This window comes from Variovorax sp. TLI9-5A (assembly GCF_056867935.1).
Map to the genome: position 1 here is coordinate 5,616,601 of NZ_CP200310.1, position 24,428 is coordinate 5,641,028.

The window sequence follows — 24,428 nt, forward strand, 5'->3', positions numbered from 1 at the left end:
TGAGGGTTTTGGGCACCTCACGCACAATCGTCGCCATGCAACGCACCGTGATCCTTGCCTCTACCTCGCGCTATCGCCGCGAATTGCTCACCCGCCTGCGCCTGCCCTTCGACGTGCACTCGCCGGAAGTAGACGAAACACCCCTGCCCGGCGAAACGCCGCACGACCTCGCCGTCCGCCTCGCGCTCGAAAAGGCCAATGCCGTGGCCGCCAGCTTCCCCGAAGCCGTGGTCATCGGCTCGGACCAGGTGGCCGACCTCGCCGGCGAAGCGCTGGGCAAGCCCGGCGACCACGAACGGGCCACCGCCCAGTTGCGCCGCATGCGCGGCCAGACGCTGATCTTCCAGACCGCCGTGGCCGTCGTCTGCAAGGCCACGGGCTTCGTCCAGCGCGACATCGCGCCCGTGCGCGTGGTGTTCCGTGACCTCGGCGACGCCGCCATCGAGCACTACCTGCGGGCCGAACAGCCCTACGACTGCGCCGGCAGTGCAAAAAGCGAAGGCCTGGGCATCGCGCTGCTGGATGCCATCGACAGCGACGACCCGACCGCGCTGGTCGGCCTGCCGCTGATAAGAACCTGCCAGATGCTGCGCGCCGCGGGGGTCGACCTCCTATGACGATGACGCAGAAGGAAAAGGGCAGGCTCTATCTCGTTCCCGCGCCGCTCGATTTCGGCTGCGAGACGCAAGCCCCGCTGCAGGACGCCCTGCCGCTGGGCACCCTGCAGACAGCCGCCGGCATCACGCACTGGATCTGCGAGAACGCCAAATCCGCTCGCGCCTACCTGAAGCGCATCGACGCCGTCGCGCCGCTGGCCGCGCCCCTGCAGGCGCAGAACATTCAGGAGCTGCCGCGCGAAGTGCACAAGAAGGGCGATCACGCGGGCCAGTTCGACGCCCGCCCCCTGCTTGCCGCCGCGCTCGAAGGCCACGATGTCGGCTTGCTGAGCGAAGCCGGCATGCCGGCCGTGGCCGATCCAGGCTCGTCGGTGGCGCGCGCCGCGCACGACCTCGGCCTCACCGTGGTGCCGCTTACCGGCCCCGTCTCGCTGCTGCTCGCGCTGGCCGCGAGCGGGCTCAACGGCCAGAACTTCGCCTTCGTCGGCTACCTGCCGCAGGACGCCGGCGAGCGCCAGGCCCGCATCCGCGAGCTCGAGGCACTGGCGCTCAAGTCGGGCCAGACGCAACTCTTCATCGAGACGCCCTACCGCAACGCCGCGCTGCTGCAGGCGCTGATCCAGACGCTGCAGCACAACACCCGCCTCGCCGTGGCGCGCGGCCTGACGCTCGCCACCGCCAACGTGCGCAGCGAGACGGTCAAGTCCTGGCGCGCCGCGACGCCCCAACCCGCCACAGACGAACGCCTGCCGGCCGTGTTCGCGATCGGTCGCTGAGCATGGTGCTGGCCATTACCGCAGCCACGCGCTGGGCTTCGCGCGCGCAGTTCTTCGCCGCCGGCTTCATCTTCGCGACCTGGGGCGTGCACGTGCCCACGGTCAAGGCGCACTACGGCATCGACGAGGCCCAGCTCGGCCTGGCCATGCTCGCAGCCGGGGCCGGCGCCATGTTCGGCCTGACCAGCGCGGGCCGCTGGATCGGCCGCCACGGCCCGCGCCGCGTGGCCGGCATCTGCGGCGTGGTCTACGCGCTGCTGCTGGCCGGCCTGATCGCCATGCCGGGCTACCCCGCGCTGCTGGTGCTGCTGGCTGCCTTCGGCCTCGTGACCAGCGTGTTCGACGTGTCCATCAACACCGAAGCCGCACAACTCGAGCTGCATGGCGGCACGCCGCTGATGAGCGGTATGCACGGCATGTTCAGCCTGGGCGGCATGGCCGGCGCAGCGAGCGGCAGCGCCGCGCTGGCGGCCGGGCTCGGCGCCCAGGCGCACCTGCTGGTGGTCGCGGCCGGGATGACGGTGCTCGTCGCACTGGCGTCCACGCGCATGCTGCCCCGCCCCGCCACCAGCGGCGCGACCGAAGTCGACCACGGATTCCTGCTGCCCCGCGGCACGCTCGCCGTGCTGGGCGTGCTCGCCGCGCTGGGCCTGATCGCCGAAGGCGCGATCTACGACTGGAGCGTGCTCTACATGCAGCAGGAAATCGGCAGCCCGCAGCAACAGGCCGCACTGGCCTATGCGAGCTTCTCGGCAGCGATGGCGGCGGCGCGCTTCGGCGGCGATGCCCTGCGCGCCCGCTTCTCGCCGCGCGCATTGCTGCTCGGCAGCGGCCTGCTTGCCGCGGGCGCCATGGCGCTGGTGCTCATCACCGACCTGCCCTGGCTGGCGCTTGTCGGCTTCGCGGGCGTGGGGGTGGGTTTCGCGAACGTGGTGCCGATCCTGTTCTCGGCCTCCGCGAAGGTGCCGGGCATCGAGCCCGCGCGCGGTATCGGGTCGGTCTCGGCTGTGGCCTATCTGGGATTCATGGCAGGCCCCGCGGTGATCGGGCTGCTGGCGCGCGCGACCTCGCTGACGGCGGCGCTCTACGTCGTGGTGGTCTTCGCCGCGGCGCTGGCGGCATCGGCGCGCTACACGGCCGGCGGCGAAGGCAAGTAAGAAACGATCAGCGCAGCGCCGGGGTGGTGTGCATCAGGCGCACCGTGGTCTCGGCCATTGCAGCGCCGAACTTCTTGGCCAGCTTCTCGGCCACGTTGTCGCGCCGGGTGTAGTCGATCACCTCTTCAGCCTTGATGACCTCGCGCGCCACGTAGTCGACGTTGCCGAGCTGGTCGGCCAGGCCGTACTCGACGGCCTGCTCGCCGCTCCAGAAGAGGCCGCTGAACAGGCCCGGGGTATCGAGCTTCAGGCGGTCGCCGCGGCCGGCCTTCACCACATTGATGAACTGCGTGTGGATCTGGTTGAGCATGGTCTGCGCATGCGCGCGCTGCGCATCGCTCATCGGGCTGAACGGATCGAGGAAGCCCTTGTTCTCGCCGGCCGTCAGCAGTCGGCGCTCGACACCCACCTTTTCCATCACGCCGGTGAAGCCGAAGCCGTCCATCAGCACGCCGATGCTGCCGACGATGCTGGCCTTGTCGACGTAGATCTTGTCCGCCGCGGCGGCGATGTAATAGGCCGCCGAGGCGCAGGTTTCCTCGACCACGGCATAGACCGGCTTCTTGTACTTGGCCTTCAGGCGCTTGATCTCGTCGTTGATGATGCCGGCCTGCACCGGGCTGCCGCCGGGCGAGTTGATCAGCAGGACCACGCCCTTGGCGCCTTCGTCCTCGAAGGCCGTCTTCATCGCGGCGACCACGAACTCCGCGCTCGCGTCGCCGCCGTTGGCGATTTCGCCCTTGATCTCGACGACGGCCGTGTGGGCAGAAGTCTTGGCCGTGCTCGGCGTGCTGCGCGAGAACGCGGCCCAAGCCAGGAAAACGAAGAAGGCCAGCCAGGCCAGGCGCGTGAAGGTCTTCCAGCGGCGCGCGGCCTTCTGCTCGTTCAGCGAGGCGAAAGCGAGCTTTTCGAGGGTGGCGCGCTCCCAACCGGGGCGCTGCGTGGGATCTTTGGCCATGTTCGTGGAAGGGGCCGGCTCAAAGGGCTCGAACCCCGCGGGTTCGGTTCGGTTCGGGTCGGTCATGTCAGAAAGTCAGGGGGTGAAGGTTCCAGTCAGTATGCCAGTGCACCACGCCGTCATGCTCGCTCAGCGCGATCTTCACGAGGCCGCCGCGGCACGGGCCGCCCGCGCACTCGCCGGTGTCGGGCCTGTAGACCGCGCCGTGCGTCGCGCACAGCAGCCACTGGCCGGTGTCGTCGAAGAAGCGGTCGGGCTGGAAGTCGAGTTCCATCGCGACGTGGCTGCAGCGGTTGAGAAACGCATGCGGCCGGCCCTCGAACCGTATCGCGAAGGCGCGACAGGTCTCGCCGCCATAGATCACATCGAAGGGCACCGCCAGGCCGCCTTCGGCCAGGTCGGAGGCATTGCACAGCGGAATGCGTTCTTGATCGCTCATGGCGGCATCTTGATTGATTCGGTTCAGGCGTTTTCGAGAAGCCAGGCTTCCAGGTCGGCCACCGAGTGCGCGACGTGCAGCGGCTTGAATTCGTCGAAGCTCGCGGGCTCGTGCGCACCGTAGCTCACGCCCACGCTGGCGCAACCTGCGTTCTGCGCGAGCTGCAGGTCGTGCGTGGTGTCGCCGATCATCAGGATGCGCTCGGGCGGCACGTCGAGTTCTTCCATCAGCTCCAGCAGCATGCGCGGATGCGGCTTGCCGAAGGTTTCGTCGGCGGTGCGCGAGGCGTCGAAGCGATCGCGCAGCGCAACCGACTTGAGCGCCTCGTTGAGGCCGCGGCGCGACTTGCCCGTGGCCACGGCCAGCTTGTGGCCCCGCTCGCGCAGCGCGTCGAGCATCTGCAGCACGCCGTCGAAGAGCACGATGTCGTCCTGGTGCTGCAGGTAGTGGTAGCGGTAGCGCGCGCCGAGCTCGGGATATTTTTCCTTCGGCACGTCGGGCGCCGCGCGCGCGAGCGCCTCGGCCAGGCCGAGGCCGATCACCCAGGCGGCGTCGTTCTCGCTCGGCTTGGCGCCGCCCACGTCGATCACCGCGGCCTGGATGCAGCGCACGATCAGGCGAGTGGAGTCATAGAGCGTGCCGTCCCAGTCGAAGGCGATCAGGTCGAAGCGAAGAGGTCTGGTGGATTCAGTCATGAGCCGTGGGAGTGGGGTGTTGGGCCATCGCCTCGAGGGCGGCTGGCGGCATCAGCGAGAGCAGTTCGGTCGGCAGGCCAGCCTGCAGCGCCACGCGCTCACCGCTGGCCGGGTGATTGAACTGCAGCCGCCATGCATGGAGAAACATGCGCCGAAGGCCAAGCTTCTGCAGCGCGCGCTGGCGGTCTGATTCGCCGTACTTGTCGTCGCCCGCGATCGGATGGCCGGCCGAGGCGAGGTGAACGCGGATCTGGTGCGTGCGGCCGGTCTTGATCGTCACCGCCAACAGCGACATCGGCGCCGCGTCGCGCGGCAGCGAGAACTTTGCGAGCACGCGCACCAGCGTGACGGCGTGCATGGCGTCCGGATGGTCCTTGGCGACCACGCGCACGCGGCGCTCGCCGGCACCGGCCGAGCCGTCGGGCAGCAGGAATCTGGCGAGCGGCGCGTCGAGCACCTTCTTGTTGGCCGGCCAGGCGCCTTCGACCAGCGCCAGATAGGTCTTTCCGGTCTCGCGCTCGCGGAACTGGTCCTGCAATGCGACCAGCGCGCTGCGCTTCTTGGCCACCAGCAAGATGCCGGAGGTCTCGCGGTCCAGCCGGTGCACCAGCTCCAGGAATTTCGCCCCGGGCCGCGCCGTGCGCAGCTGCTCGATCACGCCGAAGCTCACGCCGCTGCCGCCATGGACGGCCGTGCCGGCCGGCTTGTCGACGGCCAGGACAGACTCGTCTTCCAGCAGGACCGGAAATTCGCGCGCCGGCGCGGGCGGGGCGGCGCCCTCTTCCGCGCGCTGCGAAATGCGCATCGGCGGCAGCCGCAGCACATCGCCGGCCTCGATGCGGGTTTCGGCCTGCACCCGGCCCTTGTTGATGCGCACCTCGCCCGACCGGATGATCCGGTAGACGTGCGTCTTCGGAACGCCTTTCAGATGGCGGAAAAGGAAGTTGTCCAGCCGCTGCCCGGCGGATTCGGCATCGACCGTGAGGAACCTGATGGCCGAATGCGGCGCCCCGGCTTCGCCCGGGGTCTCGGGGCCTGCGGGATTTCGAGCAGCCCCGGGGCCTTGCTTCGCACCTATAATGTTTTTCACCAGCGCGGTCGTGTAAGTGCTTGATTAGACAGAAGTTTAGTCCACTGCCATCAAATACCCAGGGCGGCGCTGGGAGGTCGATGCCGCTTTGGCGCCGAGCTGCAAACCCCGCGCAACCGCGCAAAGTGGCAGACCAGGCGCCCAAGTCAAGCCGACACCCACGAAACACCGATACGGAATACCCAGCCTGCAGCTTCCAAGCTGCCGGCGGATCGAAGCGAGTCCCTTGTTGTGTTGATGCTGCTGATTCGAATGTGCCTGCACTGGCTTGCGCCGGTGGTTTCGGCCATTCATCCGTCCGCAGCGCGCGTCATCATTGCGCAACCGGCTATCAAAAAGATAGCTACCCAACACCGAATCTGGCTCGCGCCCATCCACGCGCCCCCACCCCGGCTGTCTTCTTGAGCTAACGCTCGAGAAGCCTGCTCGCGCCCTGCGCGGCAGTGACAGCATCCGGGGCCCAAGCGGCAATTCCCTGGTTTCGCGGGCGTCGTCCGTGCATCGTTGGCTCATCAAGGGCCTGTAGAACGATACATATAAGGACAACGCATCATGAAGCGGATGCTGATCAATGCCACGCAGGCCGAAGAACGCCGCCTGGCCATCGTCGACGGGCAGAAACTGCTCGACTACGAAATCGAAATCGAAGGGCGCGAACAGCGCAAGGGCAACATCTACAAGGCGGTCGTGACCCGCGTCGAGCCCTCGCTCGAAGCCTGTTTCGTCGACTACGGCGAAGACCGCCACGGCTTCCTGCCGTTCAAGGAAATCTCCAAGCAGTATTTCGCCGAAGGCGTGTCTGCAAGCCAGGCGCGCATCCAGGACGCGATCCGCGAAGGCCAGGAACTGACCGTCCAGGTCGAGAAGGAAGAGCGCGGCAACAAGGGCGCGGCCCTCACCACCTTCATCTCGCTGGCCGGCCGCTACGTCGTGCTGATGCCGAACAACCCCCGTGGCGGCGGCGTCTCGCGCCGCATCGAGGGCGACGACCGCGCCGAGCTCAAGGAGGCGATGGACCAGCTCGAGTACCCGAAGGGCATGAGCATCATCGCGCGCACCGCCGGCATCGGCCGCTCGGCGCCCGAACTCCAGTGGGACCTGAACTACCTGCTCAAGCTCTGGAGCGCCATCGACGGCGCTGCCAAGGGCGGCAAGGGCGCCTTCCTGATCTACCAGGAATCGTCGCTCGTCATCCGCGCCATCCGTGACTATTTCAATCACGACATCGGCGACATCCTGATCGACACCGACGACATCTACGACCAGGCGCAGCAGTTCATGGCGCACGTCATGCCCGAGCATGCCGCCCGCGTGAAGCGCTACCGCGACGACGCGGCGCTGTTCAGCCGCTTCCAGATCGAACACCAGATCGAGTCGGCCTACGCCCGCACCGTGCAGCTGCCCTCGGGCGGCGCCATCGTGATCGACCACACCGAAGCACTGGTTTCGGTCGACGTGAACTCGGCCCGCGCCATCAAGGGTGGCGACATCGAAGAGACCGCCACCCGCACCAACCTCGAAGCCGCCGACGAAGTGGCCCGCCAGATGCGCCTGCGCGACCTGGGCGGCCTGATCGTCATCGACTTCATCGACATGGACGAGTCGAAGAACCGCCGCGAAGTCGAAAGCCGCCTGCGCGACGCGCTCCGGCAAGACCGCGCCCGCGTGCAGTTCGGCTCGATCAGCAAGTTCGGCCTGATGGAAATGAGCCGCCAGCGCCTGAAGCCGGCACTGAGCGAAGGCTCGTCGATCCCCTGCCCCCGCTGCGGCGGCTCGGGCCACATCCGCGATACCGAATCGAGCGCGCTGCAGATCCTGCGCATCATTCAGGAAGAGTCCATGAAGGACAACACCGCCGCCGTGCACGTGCAGGTGCCGGTGGAAGTGGCTTCGTTCCTGCTGAACGAGAAGCGCACCGAGATCGCCAAGATCGAACTCAAGCAGCGCGTGAGCGTGCTGATGGTGCCCAACAAGACGCTCGAAACGCCCAACTACAAGCTCGAGCGCCTGAAGCACGACGACCCGCGCCTCGACCACATCGAAGCCAGCTACAAGATGGCCGACGAGATCGAGGACCCGACCTCGGTCACCCGCCGCTCGCAGGAGCCCACCAACAAGCAGACGCCGGTCATCAAGGGCGTGCTGCCCGACGCGCCCGCGCCCGTGGTGCAGCCCAAGCCCGAAGCGGTGCGCGCACCTGCTGCACCGGCACCGGTCGATCCGCCCGTGGTGAGCGCGCCCGTTCCGGCGCAGACCGGCTTCTTCGCCTGGATCAAGAACCTGTTCGGCGGCACGTCGGCTCCGGCAGCCGCACCCGCGCCGGCCGCCATTCCGGTCGAGGCACCGAAGCCCCGCCGCGACGGCCGCCCCGGCCGTGACGGCGAAGCACGCGGCGGCGCGCGCGATGGCGAACAGCGCCGTGGTGGTCGTGGCGGCGAAGGCCGCGGCGAGAACGGCGGACGCCAGGGCGGTCGCGACGGCGAACAACGCCGCGGCGGCCGTGGCGGCGAGCGCCGCGAAGGTCGCAATGAAGGCCGCAACGGCGAACAGCGCAGCGAGCAACGCAACGAAGGTGCCGGCAGCCAGCCGCGCGAACAACGCGAGCCCCGTGAGGCACGCGCACCGCGCGACGGCGAACAGCGCCGCAACGGGCGTGGCGAGCGCCGTGAAGGCGAAGGCCGCGAAGGCCGCAGCAGCGTACTGCCGGCCGACGCACTAGCAGGCACCAACCTCGAAGCGCAGCAACTGGCAGGCGCAGTCGCAGGCGACGAAGGCAACGCAGCGGAACGCGCACCGCGCGCCCGCGGCGAGCGTCGTGAACGCGGCGAGCGCAATGAGCGCGGCGAACGTGGCGAACGCAACGGCGACCGCGAACGCAACGCAGTCGAAGCCGGCGAAGGCGAGCAGCGCCAGCCCCGCAACGGCCGCGACGAGCAGCGCGGCCCCCGTGGCGAGCGCAATGATCGCAACGACGGCCGCCGCGAACGCCGCAACGGCGATGCGGCGCAGGCCGAAGCGGATGCACGCGGCGCCGAAGCCGCTGCAGCCGACGTCGAGCAAGGCAGCGAAGCCGCCATCAACGGCAACGACGAGCAGGCACCGCGCCGCGACGGCGAAGAGCGCCGCGGCCGTTCGCGTGACCGCTACGGCCGCGACCGCCGCGAACGTGGTCCGCGCGAGGAAGCCGAAACCGGCGCCCCGGTGGCTTCCGCCGAAGGCTTCTCACAGCAGGGGCAGCAACAGGAACCCCAGCAGCAACTGCCGCTGGCGTCCGAGCGCATCGAAGCCGTGGAAGCCGTTGCCGTGGCAACGGAAGTTCGCGAGGCACCGCAGCAACAGCAGCCCCGCGCCGAGCGCCCCGCGCCGGTCGTCGCCGTTGCTGCTGAAGCAGCAGCAGCAGCAGCAGCAGCCGAGCAGATCGTGATCGAAAGCGCTTCCGCCAAGGCACCCGCAGCCGCCAACGGCCGCGCGCTGCCCAAGGTCCAGCACTTCGAGCTGCCGCTGGCCGAGCTCGCGCAGATCGCCGAGAGCTCGGGCCTGCAGTGGGTCAATTCGGACGCCGAGCGCATCGCCCAGGCGCGCGCCGCAATCGAAGCCGAGCCGAAGCCGGTGCACGTGCCGCGTGAACGCCCGCCGCTGGTGGTGCTCGACGAAGGCCCGCTGGTGCTGGTCGAAACCCGCCGCGACCTCGGTTCGATGTCGCTGCCGTTCGAACAAGAGCAGCAACGCAGCCTCTGAGCCGGAAGACCACCGGCTCGAAAACAGGAACGGCGCCTCTGGCGCCGTTTTTTATGCCTGCCTGCATCAGGATGGTTCGGGCATCTCCAGGACCAACTGACCGAACCGGCAAGCGCATTCGGTTTTGCCCGCCTCGCTCCAGATCAGCGAGAAATCCACGCTCGGCAAAGCCGGCAGGCCGTAGCGCCCGTCGACGATCTTCATGCCCCGCTCCACGTCGGCTTCGGGCTGGTGATGCTCTACGGAGGCGTCGGCGTGTGGCTGCTGGCCGGCGTCAGCTGGCTGGTCTTCGGCAGCGGCAGCGGCAGGAAGAGGCCGTCGGTGCGGCCCGCGTGCCCTTGAGCCGACTTCAGGAGTTCTCGACCTGTGCCGCGCGCTTCCAGGCCTCGGCGGCCTGCTCGGCGTCGTCGCGGTCTTCGGCCAGCTGGGCAAGTGCGAGCCAGGCGCGGCGATAGAGCTCGGTGTCCTGCAGGCCCATGCCGGCCTGCATCAGAAGCTGCTGCGCCTTGCCCCAGAGCTGGCGCTTCATGCAGGCCATGCCCGCGAGGTACTGCAGGTTCGCGTCGCGCGGGTTGTTGCGCTGTGCGCTCTCGATGCGCGCCAGCCATTCGGCATCCACCGAGTCGAGCCCCGCTTCGAGCGCGCGCGCCAGCTTGACGCGCAGCCCGTCGCCCAGCCCGCGCGGATTGGCCACCATGCGCTCCCAGGCCGGCAGCAGCCAGCCGCGCGCCAGTGCGAGATCGCCGCGCAGCGCAACCATGCGCTGGGCCGCGTGGATCGCCACCTCGGGCATCTCGCGTTCGTTGGCATCGAGTTCGGTCCAGGCGCGCAGCAGTTGGGCCGGGTCATGCGCGCCCGACAGCAGCTCGGTCGCAAGGCCGCGCACGATGCTCTGCGCAGCCGCTTCCGAGAAGGCGCGGTGCTTGGCCAGCAGGCGCGCGGTTTCGAGCGCTTCGAGCGTGCGGCGATCCTGGCGCGCCGCCTTGAGGCGCAGGCGCAGCGCGAGCGTGCGGCGCTGCGCGCCCTGCGGCAGTTCTTCGAGCCGGGCGAGCGCGGCGGCCGCGTCGCGGTCTTCGAGCGCCCAGCGCGCCGCTCGCAGCTGCACGCCTTCGCGCGTCTCCGGGCTGGCGAGCACGGTGCGGTCGGCGCTTTCGTTGAGAGCCTGCTGCAGGTGCGCGTCGCGCGCCGCCTTGTCCTGCAGCGCCTGGGCGCTTTCGGCGGCGAGCAGGTGCGAGAGCACGCGAACCTGCTGCGCCTGCGGCAGGCTGGCGCCGAGCGCGGCCAGCGTTTTCTCCTGCGTGAGCGCGGCCTGCGCGGCCTTGCGTGCGCGCGAGAAGCGGCCGGAGATCAGCTGCACCATCGCGTCGAGCAGGGCTGCGTACAGCGTGCGCTCCTTCTGCTGCAGCCGCCACTGGCGCGCCTGCTTCGGCAGCGAGAACAGCGCGGCGAGCGCGCGCAGCGCCGCATGCAGCAACACAAAGGCCACCAGCAGGATCACAAGAACGAGGTTCAGCGAAAGATCGACGCGCCACGGCGGCCAGAACACGGTGATCGTGCCCTGGTTGTTGCCTGCGAAGAGAGCGACTGCCGCCGCGACGGCGAAGAGGGCAAGAAGCCAGATTGCTGCGCGCATGGATGTCCGATCAGCGCCCTGCTGCGGCAGTGGCCAAGGCCGCCAGCGTGTCGTCGATGCGGACCGGCTCGGTCGTCTTCACCAGCGACTGCAGCTGCTGCAGCAGCGTGGCGGCGGCCTGGGTGCGGCGCGATGCGGGGTCGAAGTAACGGTTGAGCGATGCGGTCACCTGCGACAGCTCGCTGCGCGTGGCTTCCATCTGCCGCGACAGCAGCGACAGGCGCGCGTTGAGCAGCTTGAGCTTGAGGTTCTCGCGCAGGAAATACGACTGCTCGGGCGCCAGCAGGATCGCCTCCGGGCTCTGGATGCGGCCCACGCGCACCAGCGAGCGGGCCTCGCCACGCACGGTGAGCAGCACACGGCGCCACCACGGCGCATCGGCGGGAATGGGCTCGGGCTGCCAGGCATTGGTTCCGGTGCCGCGCACGGCCACCGCGTTGAGCGTGGGTAGGTCGTCGACGTTGCGCATCAGCTCGTCGAGCTTCTGCAGCGCCTCGGCGCCGTCGTTGCTGGCGCTGCTGCGCAGGCGGTCGGCGTCGCGCTGCATGGCGCGCTGCAGCGGCGTGAGCCGTGGCTGCGCGGCGCGGCCGATGCGCACGTCGCCGGCCTTCAGCGCGGCGAGCAGCGGCTCGACGCTGCCGGTGACCTGCGCCTGCTGCAGGGCAAGGCGCACGGCCGACTCGATGTCGACGACGAGGTTCTCGTCGCGCGAACGCGAGAGGCTCTGGATGAGTTCCTCGAGCTGCGAGCGCTGCAGCGCGACTTCGGCCACGCGGGTCTCGACCAGCGCCACGCGGGCCGAGGCATCGCGCACCGTGTCGCTGGCCTGGCGGGCCAGCGTGCGCGCCTCCATCGACTGCGCGATGGCGTCGGCGCTCTGGCGCGCCAGCTGCTCCTTCATGCCGCCGACCTTCTGCCACAGCGCGATGGACATCAGCAGCGCGACGAGCGCCACCAGGGCCACGAGGGCGAATCCGATGCGGGAGAGGAGCAGTGCTCCAGCGGCCTGCGCGGCCGGCGTCTGGTGGGGTGCCAGCGGGGCGGGCACCGGCGCCGTGGCAGCGGATGGGGAAGGAGAAAGATCGTCTGTGGGGGACGCGGCGCTCATGCCAAGGATTCTATAGACGCGACCAGCGCATCCAGCAGGGGCGTGCATACACGCAACGCCCCGAAACCCGCGCCACGCGCGGCTTCGCCGATGCGCGCATGCGTGGCCACCGCGCTTGCGGCATGCCATTGCACGCCGGGCATCGCGCGCTGCAGATTGCCAATGGCCTCCGAACTGCTGAAGAGCCAGATCGCGCGGCCTTCGGCACCGTCCATCGCGAGCCGGTGTTGTACGACGTCCAGCGACGGCGGCAGCCTGCGATAGGCCACCACGGTGTCGCGGTGGCCGCCTGCGGCATCGATCTCCCTGGCCAGCCAGTCGCGCCCGGCCGGTCGCCCGGCTTCGTCGCCGCCGCGCACGATCAGCACGCGCACGCCCTTCGAGACCTGTGCGTGGACGCGCTCCCACAGCGCCTCGGAATCGAAGCGCGTGGCCTCGGGAGGCGGTGCGTCGATGGACTCGGGCGGCACGCCTGCGCGCAGCAGGGCGCGCGTGGTACCGGGGCCGGTAGCCCAGAAGCGGCACCCTGCCAGCGAACCGGCGGTGCCCCTGTGCTGGAAGAAATGCTCGACGGCCGTGGCGCTCACGAACATCAGCGCAGCGTAGTCTGCGAGTTGCCGCCATGCGGTGCGCAGCGGCTCGATGTCCGTCGCAGGCTCGATCACGATCAGCGGCAGCGCCACCGCGTCGATCCCCGCGGCGCGCAGATCGCTCACCCATTGCGCCGCTTCGCGCGCCGGCCGCGTGACGATGACGGGGCGGCCGGTCATACGATGACCACCGGTATCAGTGGGCTCCACCGACGCGCAGCAGCGCCGCGGCATGCACGCCGAGCGCGTCGGCCTGGGCGAAGTCGCCGGCGGGTGCCAGCGCATGCACCTTCACCAGCGGCGCGTTGCCTTCGGGGTCGCCCCAGGCGGCATCGATGCGCAGTGCGCCGTCGGCCTGCCAGCGTGCGTGGGCCGCGAGAGGCATGGAGCAGCTGCCGCCCATCGCGCGGCTCACGGCGCGCTCGGCGGCGGTGGAGAGCCAGTCGCCCCTGTGGGTCAGCGAGCCCAACAGTTCGATGAGCTCCTTGCGGTCGGCGCGCACCTCGATGCCGAGTGCGCCCTGCCCCGCGGCGGGCAGCATGGTGTCGGCGTCGAAGGCCACGCGGATGCGGCTTTCCAGCCCCAGCCGCTTGAGCCCGGCCGCGGCCAGCACGATGGCGTCGTACTGCCCCTCGTCGAGCTTGCGCAGGCGGGTGTCGAGGTTGCCGCGCAGCGGTTCGATGCGCAGGTCGGGCCGCAGGGCGCGCAGCAGCGCCATGCGGCGCAGGCTGGAAGTGCCGACGACGGCGCCCTGCGGCAGTGCGTCCAGTGATTCGTAACGGGGGGAGACGAGCGCGTCGCGCGGGTCTTCGCGCTCCAGCACGCAGGCCAGCACGAAGCCTTCGGGCAGGTCCATCGGCACGTCCTTCAGCGAATGGACGGCGATGTCGGCGCGCCCTTCTTCGAGCGCGAGTTCGAGCTCCTTCACGAAGAGCCCCTTGCCGCCCACCTTGCTGAGCGTGCGGTCGAGGATCTGGTCGCCGGTGGTGGTCAGGCCCAGCAGGCTGACCGTGTGGCCTCTTTCTTGCAGAAGCGCCTGCACGTGTTCGGCTTGCCACAGTGCCAGGCGGCTTTCGCGCGTGGCGATGACGATATTGCTCAAGACCGGCCTCAAAAGTACGTGTTCAAAACCGCGGGAATGCTAGCATGTTGCGCCGCAACAACGCAGACGGCACTCCATTCAAGAAGTCCAGGACAAACATCGAATGAAAGCCAGCAAGACACCTGCTCCGCCCAAGCGCCGCCAGGCCGAAGACCAGCCTCTGATCGACGACATCCGGCTGTTGGGCCGAATCCTCGGCGACGTGATCCGGGAGCAGGAGGGAGAAGAGACATACGCATTGGTCGAGAAGATCCGCACCCTCTCCGTGGCTTTCCGCCGCGATGCGGACCATGCGGCCGACCGGGCGCTGAAGAACCTGCTCAAGGGACTGAGCGCAGTCGAGACGGTGCGCGTGATCCGCGCCTTCACCTACTTCAGCCACCTGGCCAATCTTGCTGAAGACCGCCACCAGATCCGCCGCCGCACCGAGGCCGAACGCGCCGGCGAAAGCGCCGACGGCGACCTGCAGACCGCCCTCGCGCGCATCCGCAAGGCCGGCGTGAAGCCCGACGACATCGTCGCCTCTCTGGCCCACAGCTATGTCTCGCCGGTGCTCACCGCGCACCCCACCGAAGTGCAGCGCAAGAGCATCCTAGATGCCGAGCGCGCCATCGCGCAGCTGCTGACGGTGCGCGACGAGATCAGGCTGCGACAGAGCGCCTACGCTGCGGCCAAGGACGCGCTCACGCCGATCGAGTTCGCCGAGAACGAAACGCAGATGCGCATCCGCGTCACGCAGATCTGGCAGACGCGCATCCTGCGCTTTTCCAAGCTCACCGTGGCCGACGAGATCGAGAACGCGCTGAGCTACTACGAAGCCACCTTCCTGCGCGAGATTCCGCGCGTGTACGCCGACCTCGAGAAGGCGCTGGCCCAGGGCGGCCAGGCCCCCTCGGTCGCGCCCTTCCTGCGCATGGGCCAGTGGATCGGCGGCGACCGCGACGGCAACCCCAACGTCACGGCCGAGACGCTCGAATACGCGTTGAGCCGCCAGTGCGAGCTGGCGCTGCGCCATTACCTCACCGAGGTGCACTACCTCGGCGGCGAGTTGTCGCTGTCGGCCACGCTGGTCGACGTGTCGGTGGAAATGCAGGCGCTGGCCGAGCGTTCGCCCGACACCAGCGAACACCGCAAGGACGAGCCCTACCGCCGGGCGCTGACCGGCGTGTATGCGCGCCTGGCGGCCACGCTGCGCGAGCTGACCGGCGGCGAAGCCGCTCGCCACGCCGTCGCGCCGCAGAACCCGTACACGAGCGCCGAGGAGTTCCTGGCCGACCTGCGCACCATCGCCGAATCGCTGGAGGAAAAGCACGGCAGCGTGCTCGCCGCGCCGCGCCTGCTGCCGCTGATCCGCGCGGTGGAGGTGTTCGGCTTCCACCTGGCCACGGTCGACCTGCGCCAGAGTTCCGACAAGCACGAGGCCGTGATCGCCGAGCTGCTGGCCACCGCGCGCATCGAGCCCTCGTATGCCTCGCTGGCCGAAGAGGCCAAGCAGACGTTGCTGCTGAAGCTGCTCGACGACGCCCGCCCGCTGCGCGTGCCCGACGCCGACTACTCGCCGCTCGCCAGGAGCGAACTGGCCATCTTCTCGGCCGCGCGCACCGCGCGTGCGCGCTACGGCGCCGCCGCCATCCGCCACTACATCATCAGCCACACCGAGACGGTGAGCGACCTGCTCGAAGCCCTTCTGCTGCAGAAGGAAGCCGGCCTGCTGCGCGGCGCGATGGACGGCAAGGCCACCTGCGACCTGATCGTGGTGCCGCTGTTCGAAACCATCGAGGACCTGCGCAACGCCGCGCCCATCGTGCGCGCCTTCTACGCGCTGCCGAACATCCAGGCGCTCATCGAGCGCTCGGGCGCCGAGCAGGACGTGATGCTGGGCTACTCCGACAGCAACAAGGACGGCGGCATCTTCACCAGCAACTGGGAGCTGTACCGCGCGGGCATCGCGCTGGTGTCGCTCTTCGACGAGCTGAACAGGAAGAAGGCCAATCCCATCCGCCTGCGCATGTTCCACGGCCGCGGCGGCACGGTGGGGCGTGGCGGCGGTCCGAGCTACCAGGCCATCCTCGCGCAGCCGCCGGGTACGGTGCGCGGCCAGATCCGGCTGACCGAGCAGGGCGAGGTCATCGGCTCGAAGTACGCCAACCGCGAGATCGGCCGGCGCAACCTCGAGACGCTGGTGGCCGCCACGCTCGAAGCCACGCTGCTGCCGCAGGGCAAGTCGGCACCCGCCAATTTCCTCTCGGCCGCGAGCGAGCTTTCGGCGGCGAGCATGGCAGCCTACCGCAAGCTGGTCTACGAGACCCCGGGCTTCGGCGACTACTTCTTCGGCTCCACGCCGATCCGCGAGATCGCCGAGCTCAACATCGGCTCGCGCCCCGCATCGCGAAACCCCAGCCACAAGATCGACGACCTGCGCGCGGTGCCGTGGAGCTTCAGCTGGGGGCAGTGCCGCCTCACCATTCCGGGCTGGTTCGGCTTCGGCTCGGGCGTGGAGCAGTTCCTGGCCGCAGCGGGCAACGCGGCCGGCCGCAAGGAGCGCCAGGCGCTGCTGCAGCGCATGTACGCGCAGTGGCCCTTCTTCCGCACGCTGCTGTCGAACATGGACATGGTGCTCGCCAAGAGCGACCTCGCGCTGGCCTCGCGCTACGCCGAGTTGGTCACCGACCGCAAGCTTCGCCAGAAGGTGTTCTCGATGATCGAGGCCGAGTGGCACCGCACCTCCGACGCGCTCTCGCTCATCACCGGCGCGAAGCAGCGGCTCGAAGGCAATGCCGAGATGCAGCGCTCGGTGCGCCACCGCTTCCCGTACATCGACCCGCTGCATCACCTGCAGGTCGAGCTGATGCGGCGATACCGCGCGGGCGACGGCGGCGAGCGGCTGCAGCGCGGCATCCACATCTCGATCAACGGGGTGGCAGCGGGCCTGCGCAACACGGGCTGATGCGCTTCGCCGCGCCATGAACGAAGACGGGCCCGGCGGGCCCGTCTTTCTTTTTGCGGCGGGGCATAGACTCGCAGCCCCACTCACCCATCGCGACCAAAAGGAAAAGCCATGAAGGGCTCCTGCCTGTGCGGCACCGTCCGGTACGAGGCCGCGCGCCTCGCCGGCCCCATCCTCCATTGCCACTGCGCGACGTGCCGCAAGGCGCACAGCGCCTCCGGCGAAGGCATGAACGCATGAGCACGAAGATCGGCTTTCGCCGCAGGCTCATCGTCGCCATCCTGCTGTGCGTGGCGGTGGGCGGCGCGGTGGTGCGGCACTACGCGGCGCCGGGCTCGACCACGCGCGACATCGCGACGCTGCTGATGGTGCTGTGGGTGCCGATCATCGGCAACGTGATCGCATGGCTGATCGGCAAGTGGCCGCGTCGCACGCCGCCTGCCGCGCCGCCGGGCTTCGATGCGCTGGGCGCCTTCACGCCTGGCGCGCTGGCGGAGATCACATTCCGCAAGCCCGCCCTGCCCTCGCAGGACACGCCCATCGCGCCGGGCGAATACCGCTGCGCACTGGTGCTCGACAAGGAAGGCTTCTCGGCGCGCTGGATGGTGCCGGCGGGCGATGCGCTGGAGCGCGGCAAACCGGCCGCGCTCGAAGTCGAGTTCCTCTCGCCTGCCGTCGCGCTGCCTCGCTTTCAGCCCGGTACAACCTTTCGCGTACTGATCGGCGATTCCTTCGTCGCCGATGGCCGGATATTGCAATTGCGACCTGCGCTCAGCTAGGCCGCCGCAGAGGCCCCGTGGATGGCGATAGCCATCAAAAGGGCCCATTGTTCATTCCCGGGAAACTGACTACTGCCGCACGGCACCTTTGTCGCAAGCGCGACGGCTCGCACACTCCATGCCTCTTCAACAGCATCGGTGCGCGCGCCAATGCCGACGCTTCCAAGGACAGCTCCCCATCATGATGAATTCACCCAGCAGCAACCCGTGCATCGACGAGCTCGGGGCACCGGTGCAGGCCGCGGCAACGCCTGTCCCGGCCTCGCGCTCCGCGTGGCTCGCCGTCGGCTCCATCGCCGTCGGCACCTTCGCGATGGTCTCGACCGAGTTCATGCCCATCGGCCTTCTCACCGACATCGCGCGCGGCCTCAACGTGTCCGACGGCACGGCCGGCCTGATGGTCACCATGCCCGGCGTGCTCGCCGCATTCGCGGGTCCGGCGCTGATCGTCGCTTCGGGCAAGCTCGATCGCCGCACGGTGCTGATCGCACTCACCACCTTGCTGATCGCATCGAACCTGCTCGCGGCCTTCGCGCCCAACTTCGCCACCATGCTGGTGGCGCGCCTGCTGCTCGGCCTGTGCGTGGGCGGCTTCTGGACCTTCGCGCCCGCCGCCGCCACGCAGCTGGTGCCGCATGCCGCGCAGGCTCGCGCGATGTCGATCGTGCTGGCCGGCGTATCGGCTGCCACGGTGCTCGGCGTGCCGGCCGGCTCCTTCCTCGGCACGCTGTTCGGCTGGCGCGCTTCGTTCGCCGTGACCGGCGCGCTCGCAGCCGCCGTGCTGCTGGTGCAGCTTTGGCTGCTGCCTTCGATCCCGCCTGTGCGCGCCATCGGCGCACGCGACCTGCTCACGCCGCTCACGCGCCGCATGGCGCAGGTCGGCCTGCTCGCGGTGCTGTTCTTCATTGCCGGCCACTTCGCCGCCTACACCTACCTGAAGCCGCTGCTGCAGCAGGTGTTCGGCCTCGCGCCCAACTCGGTGTCGACGCTGCTGCTCGTGTACGGCGCGGTGGGCTTCGTCGGCACCTTCCTCGGCGGCAGCCTGGTGGCGCGCAGCGTGCGCGGCACCACCCTGCTGGCGGCGCTGATGCTCGCCACCGCGCTGCTGCTGACGACGGTGATCGGCTCCGGCTTCGTGCCCGGCGCGGTGGTGGTCGTGATCTGGGGCGTGGCCTTCGGCCTGATCCCGGTGGCGCTCACCGGCTGGATGATGGAAGCGGTGCCCGACGCCCCCGAGGCCGGCCAGGCCCTGCTGGTGAGCGGCTTCCAGGTGGCGATCGCCTCCGGCGCGCTGATCGGCGGCGTGACGGTCGACAGCTTCGGCATCTCCAGCGCGATGGTGCTCAGCGGCGTGCTGGTGCTGATCGCTGCGCTGATCGTCGGCACGCTGGGCCGTGCGCGCGGCGGTGCCTCGCTGGCGGCCGTGCCCGAGTAAGCACGAGCGGCAACTCCGCAATCGATCCAACCAATCAGTGGCGGCCGGGCTTCCCGGCCGCCACGATCGCATCCAGCACCACGCGCAGGGCCTTGCTGACGGGCTTGTCGCGCCGGACCACGATGGCCAGCCCGCGATGCATGCGGGGGTTCAGCCGGCTGGTCTTCAGCTCCGGGTGCGCGCCGCGCCCCGCCATCGCCATGCCGGGCACGATGGCATAGCCCAGCCCCGCGGCCACCATCTCCTTCATCGCCTCCACGCTGCCCAGCTCCATCACCGGCTGCGGCTGCAGGCCCTCTGCGGCGAACCAGCGGTCGACCAGCTTGCGCGTGTTGGCCGCGGGCTCGAACAGCACCAGCGGCAAGCTGGCCAGGTCGCCCGGCGAGACCCTGGCCTTCAGCGGCGCGATGTCCTGCCGGCCGATGGCCACGAATTCGTCGTCGAGCACCGGCATCACCGCCAGCGAGCGCCCGGCCACGGGCAGCGTGACCAGCGCGAGATCGAGGCTGTTTTCTTCCACCTTGCGCGCCTGGTCCTCGGTGTTGCCGGTGCTGACCACCACGCCGAGTTCGGGAAAGCGCTCGCGCAGCCCGCGCAACACGGCAGGCAGGAAATGCAGGCAGGCCGTGGCGCCCGTGCCCAGCCGCACGCGGCCCGCGATGCCGCTGGCGTGGTCGGCGAGCGCGTCGATGGCGTTTTCCACCGCGGCCTCGATGTTCTGCGCGTGGCGCAGCAGCTCCATGCCGGCCGGCGTGGCCTGCGCGCGCTTGCCGACACGCTCCACGAGGCGCACCGCCAGCCGGCGTTCGAGCTGGCGTATCTGCAGGCTCACGGCCGGCTGGGAGAGGCCCAGCCTGTCGGCCGCGGCCGAGAAGCTGCCGGTTTCGATGACGAGCGCGAAGGACCGGAGCTGGTCGAGGTTGAACGATTTATCCAAAGTTTTTCTCATGCCTTGCATAGGCTGGCGAAGCTTCACTTATCGAAGGTGCATCGTCAAGATCGGGGCCATGTCATCGCCATCCCCTGCTCCGCTCGCTTCCGCCACGGTCGAAATCCTCGACGCCATGCCGCATCACATGGCCGCCGTGCAGTCCATCTACAGCCATTACGTGCTGCACGACCTGTGCTCCTTCGAGGAAGAAGTGCCATCCGTCGACCAGATGCAGCAGCGCCGCGCCGACGTGCTCGCGCGCGGCATGCCCTACCTGGCGGCGATGCTCGACGGCGAGGTCGCCGGCTATGCCTACGCCACCGCCTACCGCGCCCGCTCCGCATACCGGCACTCGGTGGAAGACTCGGTCTACGTCGCTCCGGGCATGCACGGCCACGGCATCGGCAAGGCGTTGCTGCGCGAGGTGATACGGCGCTGCACCGAGGCCGGCTTCACGCAGATGGTCGCCTGCGTGGGCAACAGCGCCAACGCGGGCTCGCTGCGGCTGCATGAAAGCCTGGGCTTCGAACAGGTTGGCGTGCTGCGCGACATCGGATTCAAGTTCGGGCGCTGGGTGGACACGGTGCTGATGCAGCGCGCGCTGCGCTGAGCCTTCGCCGCTCGCTCGGCGGAGGAATTCGGGAAGGATGCGTCCGGCACCGGCGTGCTCCGCCTCGCGCGGGACCGAGACAGGCCGTCATCCGCATCGGCCACACGCCTGCACGCATGGGTAGGGGCACGAAGCGTCGGGCGGCCAGGCAGGCGCTTCTCTCTGGGTTTTAAAATAAAACCGACCGCGGTCATTGCCGCCCCGGTCCGACGAACCCGAAGGAAAGCTCCCATGGCCCAACGAAAAAGCCTCAAGGCCGACGCATGCCCGATGGCACGCGCGCTCGACATCGTCGGCGACCAGTGGTCGCTGCTCGTGATCCGCGATGCCTTCGACGGCATGAAGCGCTTCGGCGAGTTCCAGCAGAGCCTGGGCGTCGCGAAGAACATCCTGTCTGACCGGCTGAAGAACCTGGTGCAGGAAGGCGTGCTCGAGCTCGTGCCCGCCTCCGACGGATCGGCCTACCAGGAATACGTGCTGACGGCCAAGGGCAAGGGCCTGTTCCCCGTGGTGGTCGGCCTGCGGCACTGGGGCGAGGCGCACCTGTATGCCAGGGGCGAGCCGCATTCGGTGCTGGTCGAGCGCGACAGCGGCAAGCCGGTGCCGAAGATCGAGCTGCGCGCGCGCAACGGCAAGCCGCTCGATCCGGCCGCGACCTTCGTGAAGAAGCTGCCCGCGGCCGCCGGGGCGAGGAAGTCGCGAGGCGCAAGCTCGTAGAGCGGCCCGCGCGGGCTACTCGCCCAGCAGCTCCCCGATGGGCTGCAGGTCTTCCACGCGGTCGCAGATCGACTTGATCACCATCGTGATCGGAATGCCCAGCAGCAGGCCCCAGATGCCCCAGAGCCAGCCCCAGAAGATCACGCCAACGAACACCGCCACCGGGTTCATGCGGCTGGTACGGCTGGTGAGCCAAGGCATCAGCAGGTTGCCCACGATGGTGTGGATGCCCAGCGACATGCCGGCCACCACGACGCCCATCTGCAGGCTGTTGAACTGCAGGAAGGCCACCAGCCCCGCGGCGGCCAGCACGATCACCGAGCCGATGTAGGGAATGAGGTTGGTGACGGCCGCGATGATTCCCCACACGGCCGCGTTCTCCATGCCGATGGCCCAGAACGCGAGGCCGGTGGTCACGCCGACGATGGCGCTCACCAGTATCTGCACCAGCAGGTAGCGCTCGATGTTGCGCGTGATGTCGTCGAGCACGTGCACCGTGACCTTCTTCTTCTGCAGGCTCGACCCGGTGATCTTGATGAGCTTGCGCCTGAAGGTGTCGCCCGAGCACAGCGCGAAGTAGGTGAGGAAGGCCACCAGCGTGAGCTGTCCCATCGCGCTGAGCAGCCCGACGGTGCCGCTGAGCAGGTAGTCGCGCACGTTGAAGCTGGGCCGCTCGATGATGACGCGCGCCACGCCCTTGCGCGACGCGACGCGGGCGGAGTTTTCTTCGGCCGCCTTCTCGAGCTGCGCCGCCGCCTGCTGCACGTTGTCCAGCGGCGTGGCGCTGGCGCCCTTGTCGCGGCGCATGGCCTGCCCCAGCTTCTGCGCGGCCACCGGCAGCGAGTCGAGCAGCTGCGTGGTGCTGCCCGAGAGCGAATAGCCGGTATAGCCCAGTCCGCCGAAGAGCCCCATGAGGATCAGCCCCGCGCCGATCCAGCGCGGCAGCTTCCAGCGATGAAGCAGCTCGACCAGCGGCGACAGCGCATAGGTCAGCAGCAGGCTCAGCATCAGCGGAATGAAGACGGCCTGCCCCCACTGCAACGCGAACACGCTGGCCAGCACCGCGAGCACCACCAGCGAGGCGCTGCGCACGTCGACAGGCATGTGCAGCAGCAGGCGCTCGCGCGCCGGGGCGGGCGGCTCGGGTGCGGGTGTGGGCGGTTCCGGTTCCGGCTCGGGGGCCGGTTCGGCCGCCGCCGGCTGCGGAGGTTCGGCAACCGGCTCGGTCGGCGGCGGAGCTTCCACCGCCTTGGGCGTGTCGTCGCTCATCGCGTTTCCTTCAGCACCTCGCGCACCGCCGCGAGCTGCCGGCGCGACACGGCCACCGGCTCGGGAATGGCGTCCAGCCGCAGGGCCCAGCCCTCGGCATCCTCGCCGTCGTCGTATTTCTCCAGCGCGCGGATCGCCGAGCGCGCCACCAGCGCGTTGCGGTGCACGCGCAGGAAGCGCTGCGGATAGCGCTCCTCGAACTCGTTGAGCGAGCCGTCGAGGATGTGGCTGCGCGTGGCGGTGCGCACCGTGAGGTACTTGTATTCGGACTTGAGGTAGAGCACCTCCGACAGCGGCACCCGCTCGGCGCGGCCCCGGTCCTGGATCAGCACCGTCTCGGGCGCGGCCTCGGCCTGCTGCAGCGCACGGCGCTCCTTCAGGAAGCGCTCCACCTTCTGCAGCGCCTGCTGCAGCCGCTCGGCGCGCACGGGCTTGGTGAGGTAGTCGATCGCCTCGAGGTCGAAGGCCGTCACAGCATGGGCGGCGTGCGCGGTCACGAACACCACTGCCGGCGCGTCGCAGCGGCTGCGCAGCGCGCGCGCCACCTCGATGCCGTCCACGCCGGGCATGTGCACGTCGAGCAGCACCAGGTCGAGCGCCAGCGTGCCCAGCTGCTGCAGCGCCTCGGCGCCTTGCGAGGCTTCGGCCACCACTTCGGCGCCGGGCGATGTGCAGTCGCGCAGCAGCGTGCGCATGCGCGAGCGCGCCAGGGCTTCGTCGTCGACGATCAGGGTCTTCAGGGTCATGATTCGGCGGGAATGGCTATCCGTACTCTGTAGCTTTTCTGGTCCATGCCGGCGCTGAACTGCATCTGCATATCGTGCAGCAGCCGCAGCCGGTCGCGCACGTTGGCCAGCGCGATGCCGTGGCCGCGCGGCAGCGGCTCGTCGGCCCAGCGCAGCGGCGGGAGGCTGTTGACCACCTCGATCACCACCATGTTGCCGCGCCGCTCGGTGCGGATGCGCAGCTTGGCACCCTCGGGGCTGGGCTCCACGCCGTGCTTGATGGCGTTCTCGACCAACGGCTGCAGCAGCAGCGGCGGCAGGCGCGCGTTGCTGGCGGCGGCGTCCAGGTCCCAGCGGATGCGCAGGCGGTCGCCGAAGCGCACCTGCTCGATGGCCAGGTAGCGCTCGGCCAGCGCGATCTCGTCGGCCAGCGTGCCCGATTCGCCGGGGTCGGCCAGCGCCTGGCGGAACAGCTCGGCCAGGTCTTCGAGCATGGTCTCGGCCTTGGCCGGCTCCTCGCGCACCAGCGCGATGGCGCTGTTGAGCGTGTTGAACAGAAAGTGCGGGCGGATGCGCGACTGCAGCTCCTCCAGCCGCGCGGTGGTGGCCGCCGGCGTCTGGCCCCGGGCGCGCAGCACCATCGCCGCCATCACCAGCCCCGCGAACAGGGCGCCCGCGAGCGCGCTGGCCAACCACGGCGCGCTGGAGAGCACGTCCGTCAGCCGCAGCAGCCCGCAGCCGTACAGCGCCGACAGCGCGCCGAGCAGCGCCCCGGCCGTGTACTGCCATTGCTTCGGCAACCGCCGCAGCGGCTTCTTGAGCCCGCAGGCGCTCACCAGCCACAGCAGCGTGGCCGGCAGCGCCCCGCCGGTGACGGTGGCGGTCTGCACCAACCATTCGCCGGGCGTGGAAACCACGAAAAGCGCGGCGATGGCGACCACCGCCTCGACGAAGATCACCGTGCGCAGCACCACCCCGATCTGGCAGGCGTCGAAGATCGACGGGCCGCCGCGCACGGACGCGCGGGCGCGCTCCGAAGACGGCGGGGGCGTGGGTGAAGAGCTGGCCGATAAAATCGCCGGGTTGCGCATCGCAGACATCTGATCCATCGG

Annotated in this window: 23 protein-coding genes; 10 read left to right on the forward strand and 13 right to left on the reverse strand. The window is 69.4% G+C overall.

Annotation, left to right across the window (positions count from 1 at the left end; translation table 11 throughout):
• Positions 1-35 precede the first annotated feature (35 nt).
• The 3 genes from AC1VNX_RS26750 to AC1VNX_RS26760 are packed head-to-tail and all read left to right on the forward strand — an operon-like array spanning position 36 to position 2,550.
• Positions 36-617 (forward strand): Maf family nucleotide pyrophosphatase, encoded by a 582-nt coding sequence (locus AC1VNX_RS26750; RefSeq protein WP_483160608.1) that lies wholly within the window; start codon positions 36-38, stop codon positions 615-617.
• A gap of 2 nt (positions 618-619) precedes the next feature.
• Positions 620-1,393 (forward strand): SAM-dependent methyltransferase, encoded by a 774-nt coding sequence (locus AC1VNX_RS26755; RefSeq protein ID WP_483160609.1) that lies wholly within the window; start codon positions 620-622, stop codon positions 1,391-1,393.
• 2 nt (positions 1,394-1,395) lie between these two features.
• Positions 1,396-2,550, forward strand: coding sequence for an MFS transporter (locus AC1VNX_RS26760; protein WP_483160610.1), 1,155 nt, complete (start codon positions 1,396-1,398; stop codon positions 2,548-2,550).
• Between the two features lie 7 nt (positions 2,551-2,557).
• Here the strand turns inward: AC1VNX_RS26760 and AC1VNX_RS26765 are convergent, their stop codons facing one another.
• The 4 genes from AC1VNX_RS26765 to AC1VNX_RS26780 are packed head-to-tail and all read right to left on the reverse strand — an operon-like array spanning position 2,558 to position 5,732.
• Positions 2,558-3,574, reverse strand: a complete 1,017-nt coding sequence (locus AC1VNX_RS26765; protein WP_432730380.1) for a S49 family peptidase — start codon at positions 3,572-3,574, stop codon at positions 2,558-2,560.
• A gap of 1 nt (position 3,575) precedes the next feature.
• Positions 3,576-3,947 (reverse strand): Rieske (2Fe-2S) protein, encoded by a 372-nt coding sequence (locus AC1VNX_RS26770; protein WP_301507833.1) that lies wholly within the window; start codon positions 3,945-3,947, stop codon positions 3,576-3,578.
• A gap of 23 nt (positions 3,948-3,970) precedes the next feature.
• On the reverse strand, positions 3,971-4,642 hold the full coding sequence (locus AC1VNX_RS26775; RefSeq protein WP_483160611.1) for an HAD family hydrolase: 672 nt from the start codon (positions 4,640-4,642) through the stop codon (positions 3,971-3,973).
• A complete protein-coding gene (locus tag AC1VNX_RS26780; protein ID WP_483160612.1) occupies positions 4,635-5,732 on the reverse strand; it encodes an RluA family pseudouridine synthase in 1,098 nt (365 codons plus the stop codon). The genes AC1VNX_RS26775 and AC1VNX_RS26780 overlap by 8 nt, the downstream gene beginning before the upstream one ends.
• A 552-nt stretch (positions 5,733-6,284) precedes the next feature.
• Here AC1VNX_RS26780 and AC1VNX_RS26785 point away from each other — a divergent pair.
• On the forward strand, positions 6,285-9,470 hold the full coding sequence (locus AC1VNX_RS26785; protein WP_483160613.1) for an Rne/Rng family ribonuclease: 3,186 nt from the start codon (positions 6,285-6,287) through the stop codon (positions 9,468-9,470).
• Positions 9,471-9,536: 66 nt separating this feature from the next.
• Here the strand turns inward: AC1VNX_RS26785 and AC1VNX_RS26790 are convergent, their stop codons facing one another.
• From AC1VNX_RS26790 to hemC, 5 genes are all read right to left on the reverse strand, one after another.
• Positions 9,537-9,674: a hypothetical protein gene (locus AC1VNX_RS26790; RefSeq protein WP_483160614.1), complete on the reverse strand. Its 138-nt coding sequence runs from the start codon at positions 9,672-9,674 to the stop codon at positions 9,537-9,539.
• Positions 9,675-9,819: 145 nt separating this feature from the next.
• The gene (locus tag AC1VNX_RS26795) at positions 9,820-11,103 is read right to left on the reverse strand and encodes a heme biosynthesis HemY N-terminal domain-containing protein (RefSeq protein WP_483160615.1); all 1,284 of its coding nucleotides are present in this window, start codon (positions 11,101-11,103) and stop codon (positions 9,820-9,822) included.
• A gap of 10 nt (positions 11,104-11,113) precedes the next feature.
• Complete coding sequence (locus AC1VNX_RS26800) at positions 11,114-12,211, reverse strand: uroporphyrinogen-III C-methyltransferase (protein WP_483160616.1); 1,098 nt, start codon at positions 12,209-12,211, stop codon at positions 11,114-11,116.
• Complete coding sequence (locus AC1VNX_RS26805) at positions 12,208-12,981, reverse strand: uroporphyrinogen-III synthase (protein WP_483160617.1); 774 nt, start codon at positions 12,979-12,981, stop codon at positions 12,208-12,210. Before AC1VNX_RS26805 ends, AC1VNX_RS26800 begins: the two co-directional genes overlap by 4 nt.
• 16 nt (positions 12,982-12,997) lie before the next feature.
• Positions 12,998-13,915, reverse strand: coding sequence for a hydroxymethylbilane synthase (gene hemC / locus AC1VNX_RS26810; RefSeq protein ID WP_483160618.1), 918 nt, complete (start codon positions 13,913-13,915; stop codon positions 12,998-13,000).
• A gap of 91 nt (positions 13,916-14,006) precedes the next feature.
• Between hemC and ppc the strand changes: the two genes are divergently transcribed.
• The 4 genes from ppc (at position 14,007) to AC1VNX_RS26830 (ending at position 19,064) form a co-directional block, all read left to right on the forward strand.
• Positions 14,007-16,850: a phosphoenolpyruvate carboxylase gene (gene ppc, locus AC1VNX_RS26815; RefSeq protein WP_483160619.1), complete on the forward strand. Its 2,844-nt coding sequence runs from the start codon at positions 14,007-14,009 to the stop codon at positions 16,848-16,850.
• A gap of 111 nt (positions 16,851-16,961) precedes the next feature.
• Positions 16,962-17,090: a GFA family protein gene (locus AC1VNX_RS26820; RefSeq protein WP_483160620.1), complete on the forward strand. Its 129-nt coding sequence runs from the start codon at positions 16,962-16,964 to the stop codon at positions 17,088-17,090.
• Entirely contained in the window at positions 17,087-17,629 is a 543-nt protein-coding gene (locus AC1VNX_RS26825; protein WP_483160621.1) for a hypothetical protein, read from the forward strand. The genes AC1VNX_RS26820 and AC1VNX_RS26825 overlap by 4 nt, the downstream gene beginning before the upstream one ends.
• Positions 17,630-17,810: 181 nt before the next feature.
• Positions 17,811-19,064, forward strand: coding sequence for an MFS transporter (locus AC1VNX_RS26830; protein WP_483160622.1), 1,254 nt, complete (start codon positions 17,811-17,813; stop codon positions 19,062-19,064).
• Between the two features lie 34 nt (positions 19,065-19,098).
• Here the strand turns inward: AC1VNX_RS26830 and AC1VNX_RS26835 are convergent, their stop codons facing one another.
• Positions 19,099-20,022: a LysR family transcriptional regulator gene (locus AC1VNX_RS26835; RefSeq protein WP_483160623.1), complete on the reverse strand. Its 924-nt coding sequence runs from the start codon at positions 20,020-20,022 to the stop codon at positions 19,099-19,101.
• Between the two features lie 49 nt (positions 20,023-20,071).
• Between AC1VNX_RS26835 and AC1VNX_RS26840 the strand changes: the two genes are divergently transcribed.
• Both AC1VNX_RS26840 and AC1VNX_RS26845 read left to right on the forward strand, forming a co-directional pair.
• Entirely contained in the window at positions 20,072-20,605 is a 534-nt protein-coding gene (locus AC1VNX_RS26840; protein ID WP_483160624.1) for a GNAT family N-acetyltransferase, read from the forward strand.
• Positions 20,606-20,836: 231 nt separating this feature from the next.
• The gene (locus tag AC1VNX_RS26845) at positions 20,837-21,322 is read left to right on the forward strand and encodes a winged helix-turn-helix transcriptional regulator (protein ID WP_483160625.1); all 486 of its coding nucleotides are present in this window, start codon (positions 20,837-20,839) and stop codon (positions 21,320-21,322) included.
• Between the two features lie 15 nt (positions 21,323-21,337).
• Here the strand turns inward: AC1VNX_RS26845 and AC1VNX_RS26850 are convergent, their stop codons facing one another.
• Genes AC1VNX_RS26850 through AC1VNX_RS26860 form a run of 3 tightly spaced genes read right to left on the reverse strand, consistent with a single transcriptional unit; the run spans position 21,338 to position 24,407 of the window.
• Positions 21,338-22,591 (reverse strand): AI-2E family transporter, encoded by a 1,254-nt coding sequence (locus AC1VNX_RS26850; RefSeq protein ID WP_483160626.1) that lies wholly within the window; start codon positions 22,589-22,591, stop codon positions 21,338-21,340.
• Positions 22,588-23,337, reverse strand: coding sequence for a LytR/AlgR family response regulator transcription factor (locus AC1VNX_RS26855; RefSeq protein WP_483160627.1), 750 nt, complete (start codon positions 23,335-23,337; stop codon positions 22,588-22,590). The genes AC1VNX_RS26850 and AC1VNX_RS26855 overlap by 4 nt, the downstream gene beginning before the upstream one ends.
• Positions 23,334-24,407, reverse strand: a complete 1,074-nt coding sequence (locus tag AC1VNX_RS26860) for a sensor histidine kinase (RefSeq protein ID WP_483162021.1) — start codon at positions 24,405-24,407, stop codon at positions 23,334-23,336. The genes AC1VNX_RS26855 and AC1VNX_RS26860 overlap by 4 nt, the downstream gene beginning before the upstream one ends.
• Positions 24,408-24,428: the final 21 nt, after the last annotated feature.

Bases quoted from the DNA above. Each gene is read 5' to 3' on its own strand.
- AC1VNX_RS26820 (WP_483160620.1), top strand. From the start codon at position 16,962: ATGAAGGGCTCCTGCCTGTGCGGCACCGTCCGGTACGAGGCCGCGCGC.
- AC1VNX_RS26860 (WP_483162021.1), bottom strand. From the start codon at position 24,407: ATGCGCAACCCGGCGATTTTATCGGCCAGCTCTTCACCCACGCCCCCG.
- AC1VNX_RS26850 (WP_483160626.1), bottom strand. From the start codon at position 22,591: ATGAGCGACGACACGCCCAAGGCGGTGGAAGCTCCGCCGCCGACCGAG.
- AC1VNX_RS26825 (WP_483160621.1), top strand. From the start codon at position 17,087: ATGAGCACGAAGATCGGCTTTCGCCGCAGGCTCATCGTCGCCATCCTG.
- AC1VNX_RS26765 (WP_432730380.1), bottom strand. From the start codon at position 3,574: ATGACCGACCCGAACCGAACCGAACCCGCGGGGTTCGAGCCCTTTGAG.
- AC1VNX_RS26760 (WP_483160610.1), top strand. From the start codon at position 1,396: ATGGTGCTGGCCATTACCGCAGCCACGCGCTGGGCTTCGCGCGCGCAG.
- AC1VNX_RS26785 (WP_483160613.1), top strand. From the start codon at position 6,285: ATGAAGCGGATGCTGATCAATGCCACGCAGGCCGAAGAACGCCGCCTG.
- AC1VNX_RS26805 (WP_483160617.1), bottom strand. From the start codon at position 12,981: ATGACCGGCCGCCCCGTCATCGTCACGCGGCCGGCGCGCGAAGCGGCG.
- AC1VNX_RS26840 (WP_483160624.1), top strand. From the start codon at position 20,072: ATGTCATCGCCATCCCCTGCTCCGCTCGCTTCCGCCACGGTCGAAATC.
- AC1VNX_RS26855 (WP_483160627.1), bottom strand. From the start codon at position 23,337: ATGACCCTGAAGACCCTGATCGTCGACGACGAAGCCCTGGCGCGCTCG.
- AC1VNX_RS26800 (WP_483160616.1), bottom strand. From the start codon at position 12,211: ATGAGCGCCGCGTCCCCCACAGACGATCTTTCTCCTTCCCCATCCGCT.
- AC1VNX_RS26770 (WP_301507833.1), bottom strand. From the start codon at position 3,947: ATGAGCGATCAAGAACGCATTCCGCTGTGCAATGCCTCCGACCTGGCC.
- AC1VNX_RS26790 (WP_483160614.1), bottom strand. From the start codon at position 9,674: ATGAAGATCGTCGACGGGCGCTACGGCCTGCCGGCTTTGCCGAGCGTG.
- AC1VNX_RS26795 (WP_483160615.1), bottom strand. From the start codon at position 11,103: ATGCGCGCAGCAATCTGGCTTCTTGCCCTCTTCGCCGTCGCGGCGGCA.
- AC1VNX_RS26830 (WP_483160622.1), top strand. From the start codon at position 17,811: ATGATGAATTCACCCAGCAGCAACCCGTGCATCGACGAGCTCGGGGCA.
- AC1VNX_RS26845 (WP_483160625.1), top strand. From the start codon at position 20,837: ATGGCCCAACGAAAAAGCCTCAAGGCCGACGCATGCCCGATGGCACGC.
- AC1VNX_RS26755 (WP_483160609.1), top strand. From the start codon at position 620: ATGACGCAGAAGGAAAAGGGCAGGCTCTATCTCGTTCCCGCGCCGCTC.
- ppc (WP_483160619.1), top strand. From the start codon at position 14,007: ATGAAAGCCAGCAAGACACCTGCTCCGCCCAAGCGCCGCCAGGCCGAA.
- AC1VNX_RS26775 (WP_483160611.1), bottom strand. From the start codon at position 4,642: ATGACTGAATCCACCAGACCTCTTCGCTTCGACCTGATCGCCTTCGAC.
- AC1VNX_RS26750 (WP_483160608.1), top strand. From the start codon at position 36: ATGCAACGCACCGTGATCCTTGCCTCTACCTCGCGCTATCGCCGCGAA.
- AC1VNX_RS26835 (WP_483160623.1), bottom strand. From the start codon at position 20,022: ATGCAAGGCATGAGAAAAACTTTGGATAAATCGTTCAACCTCGACCAG.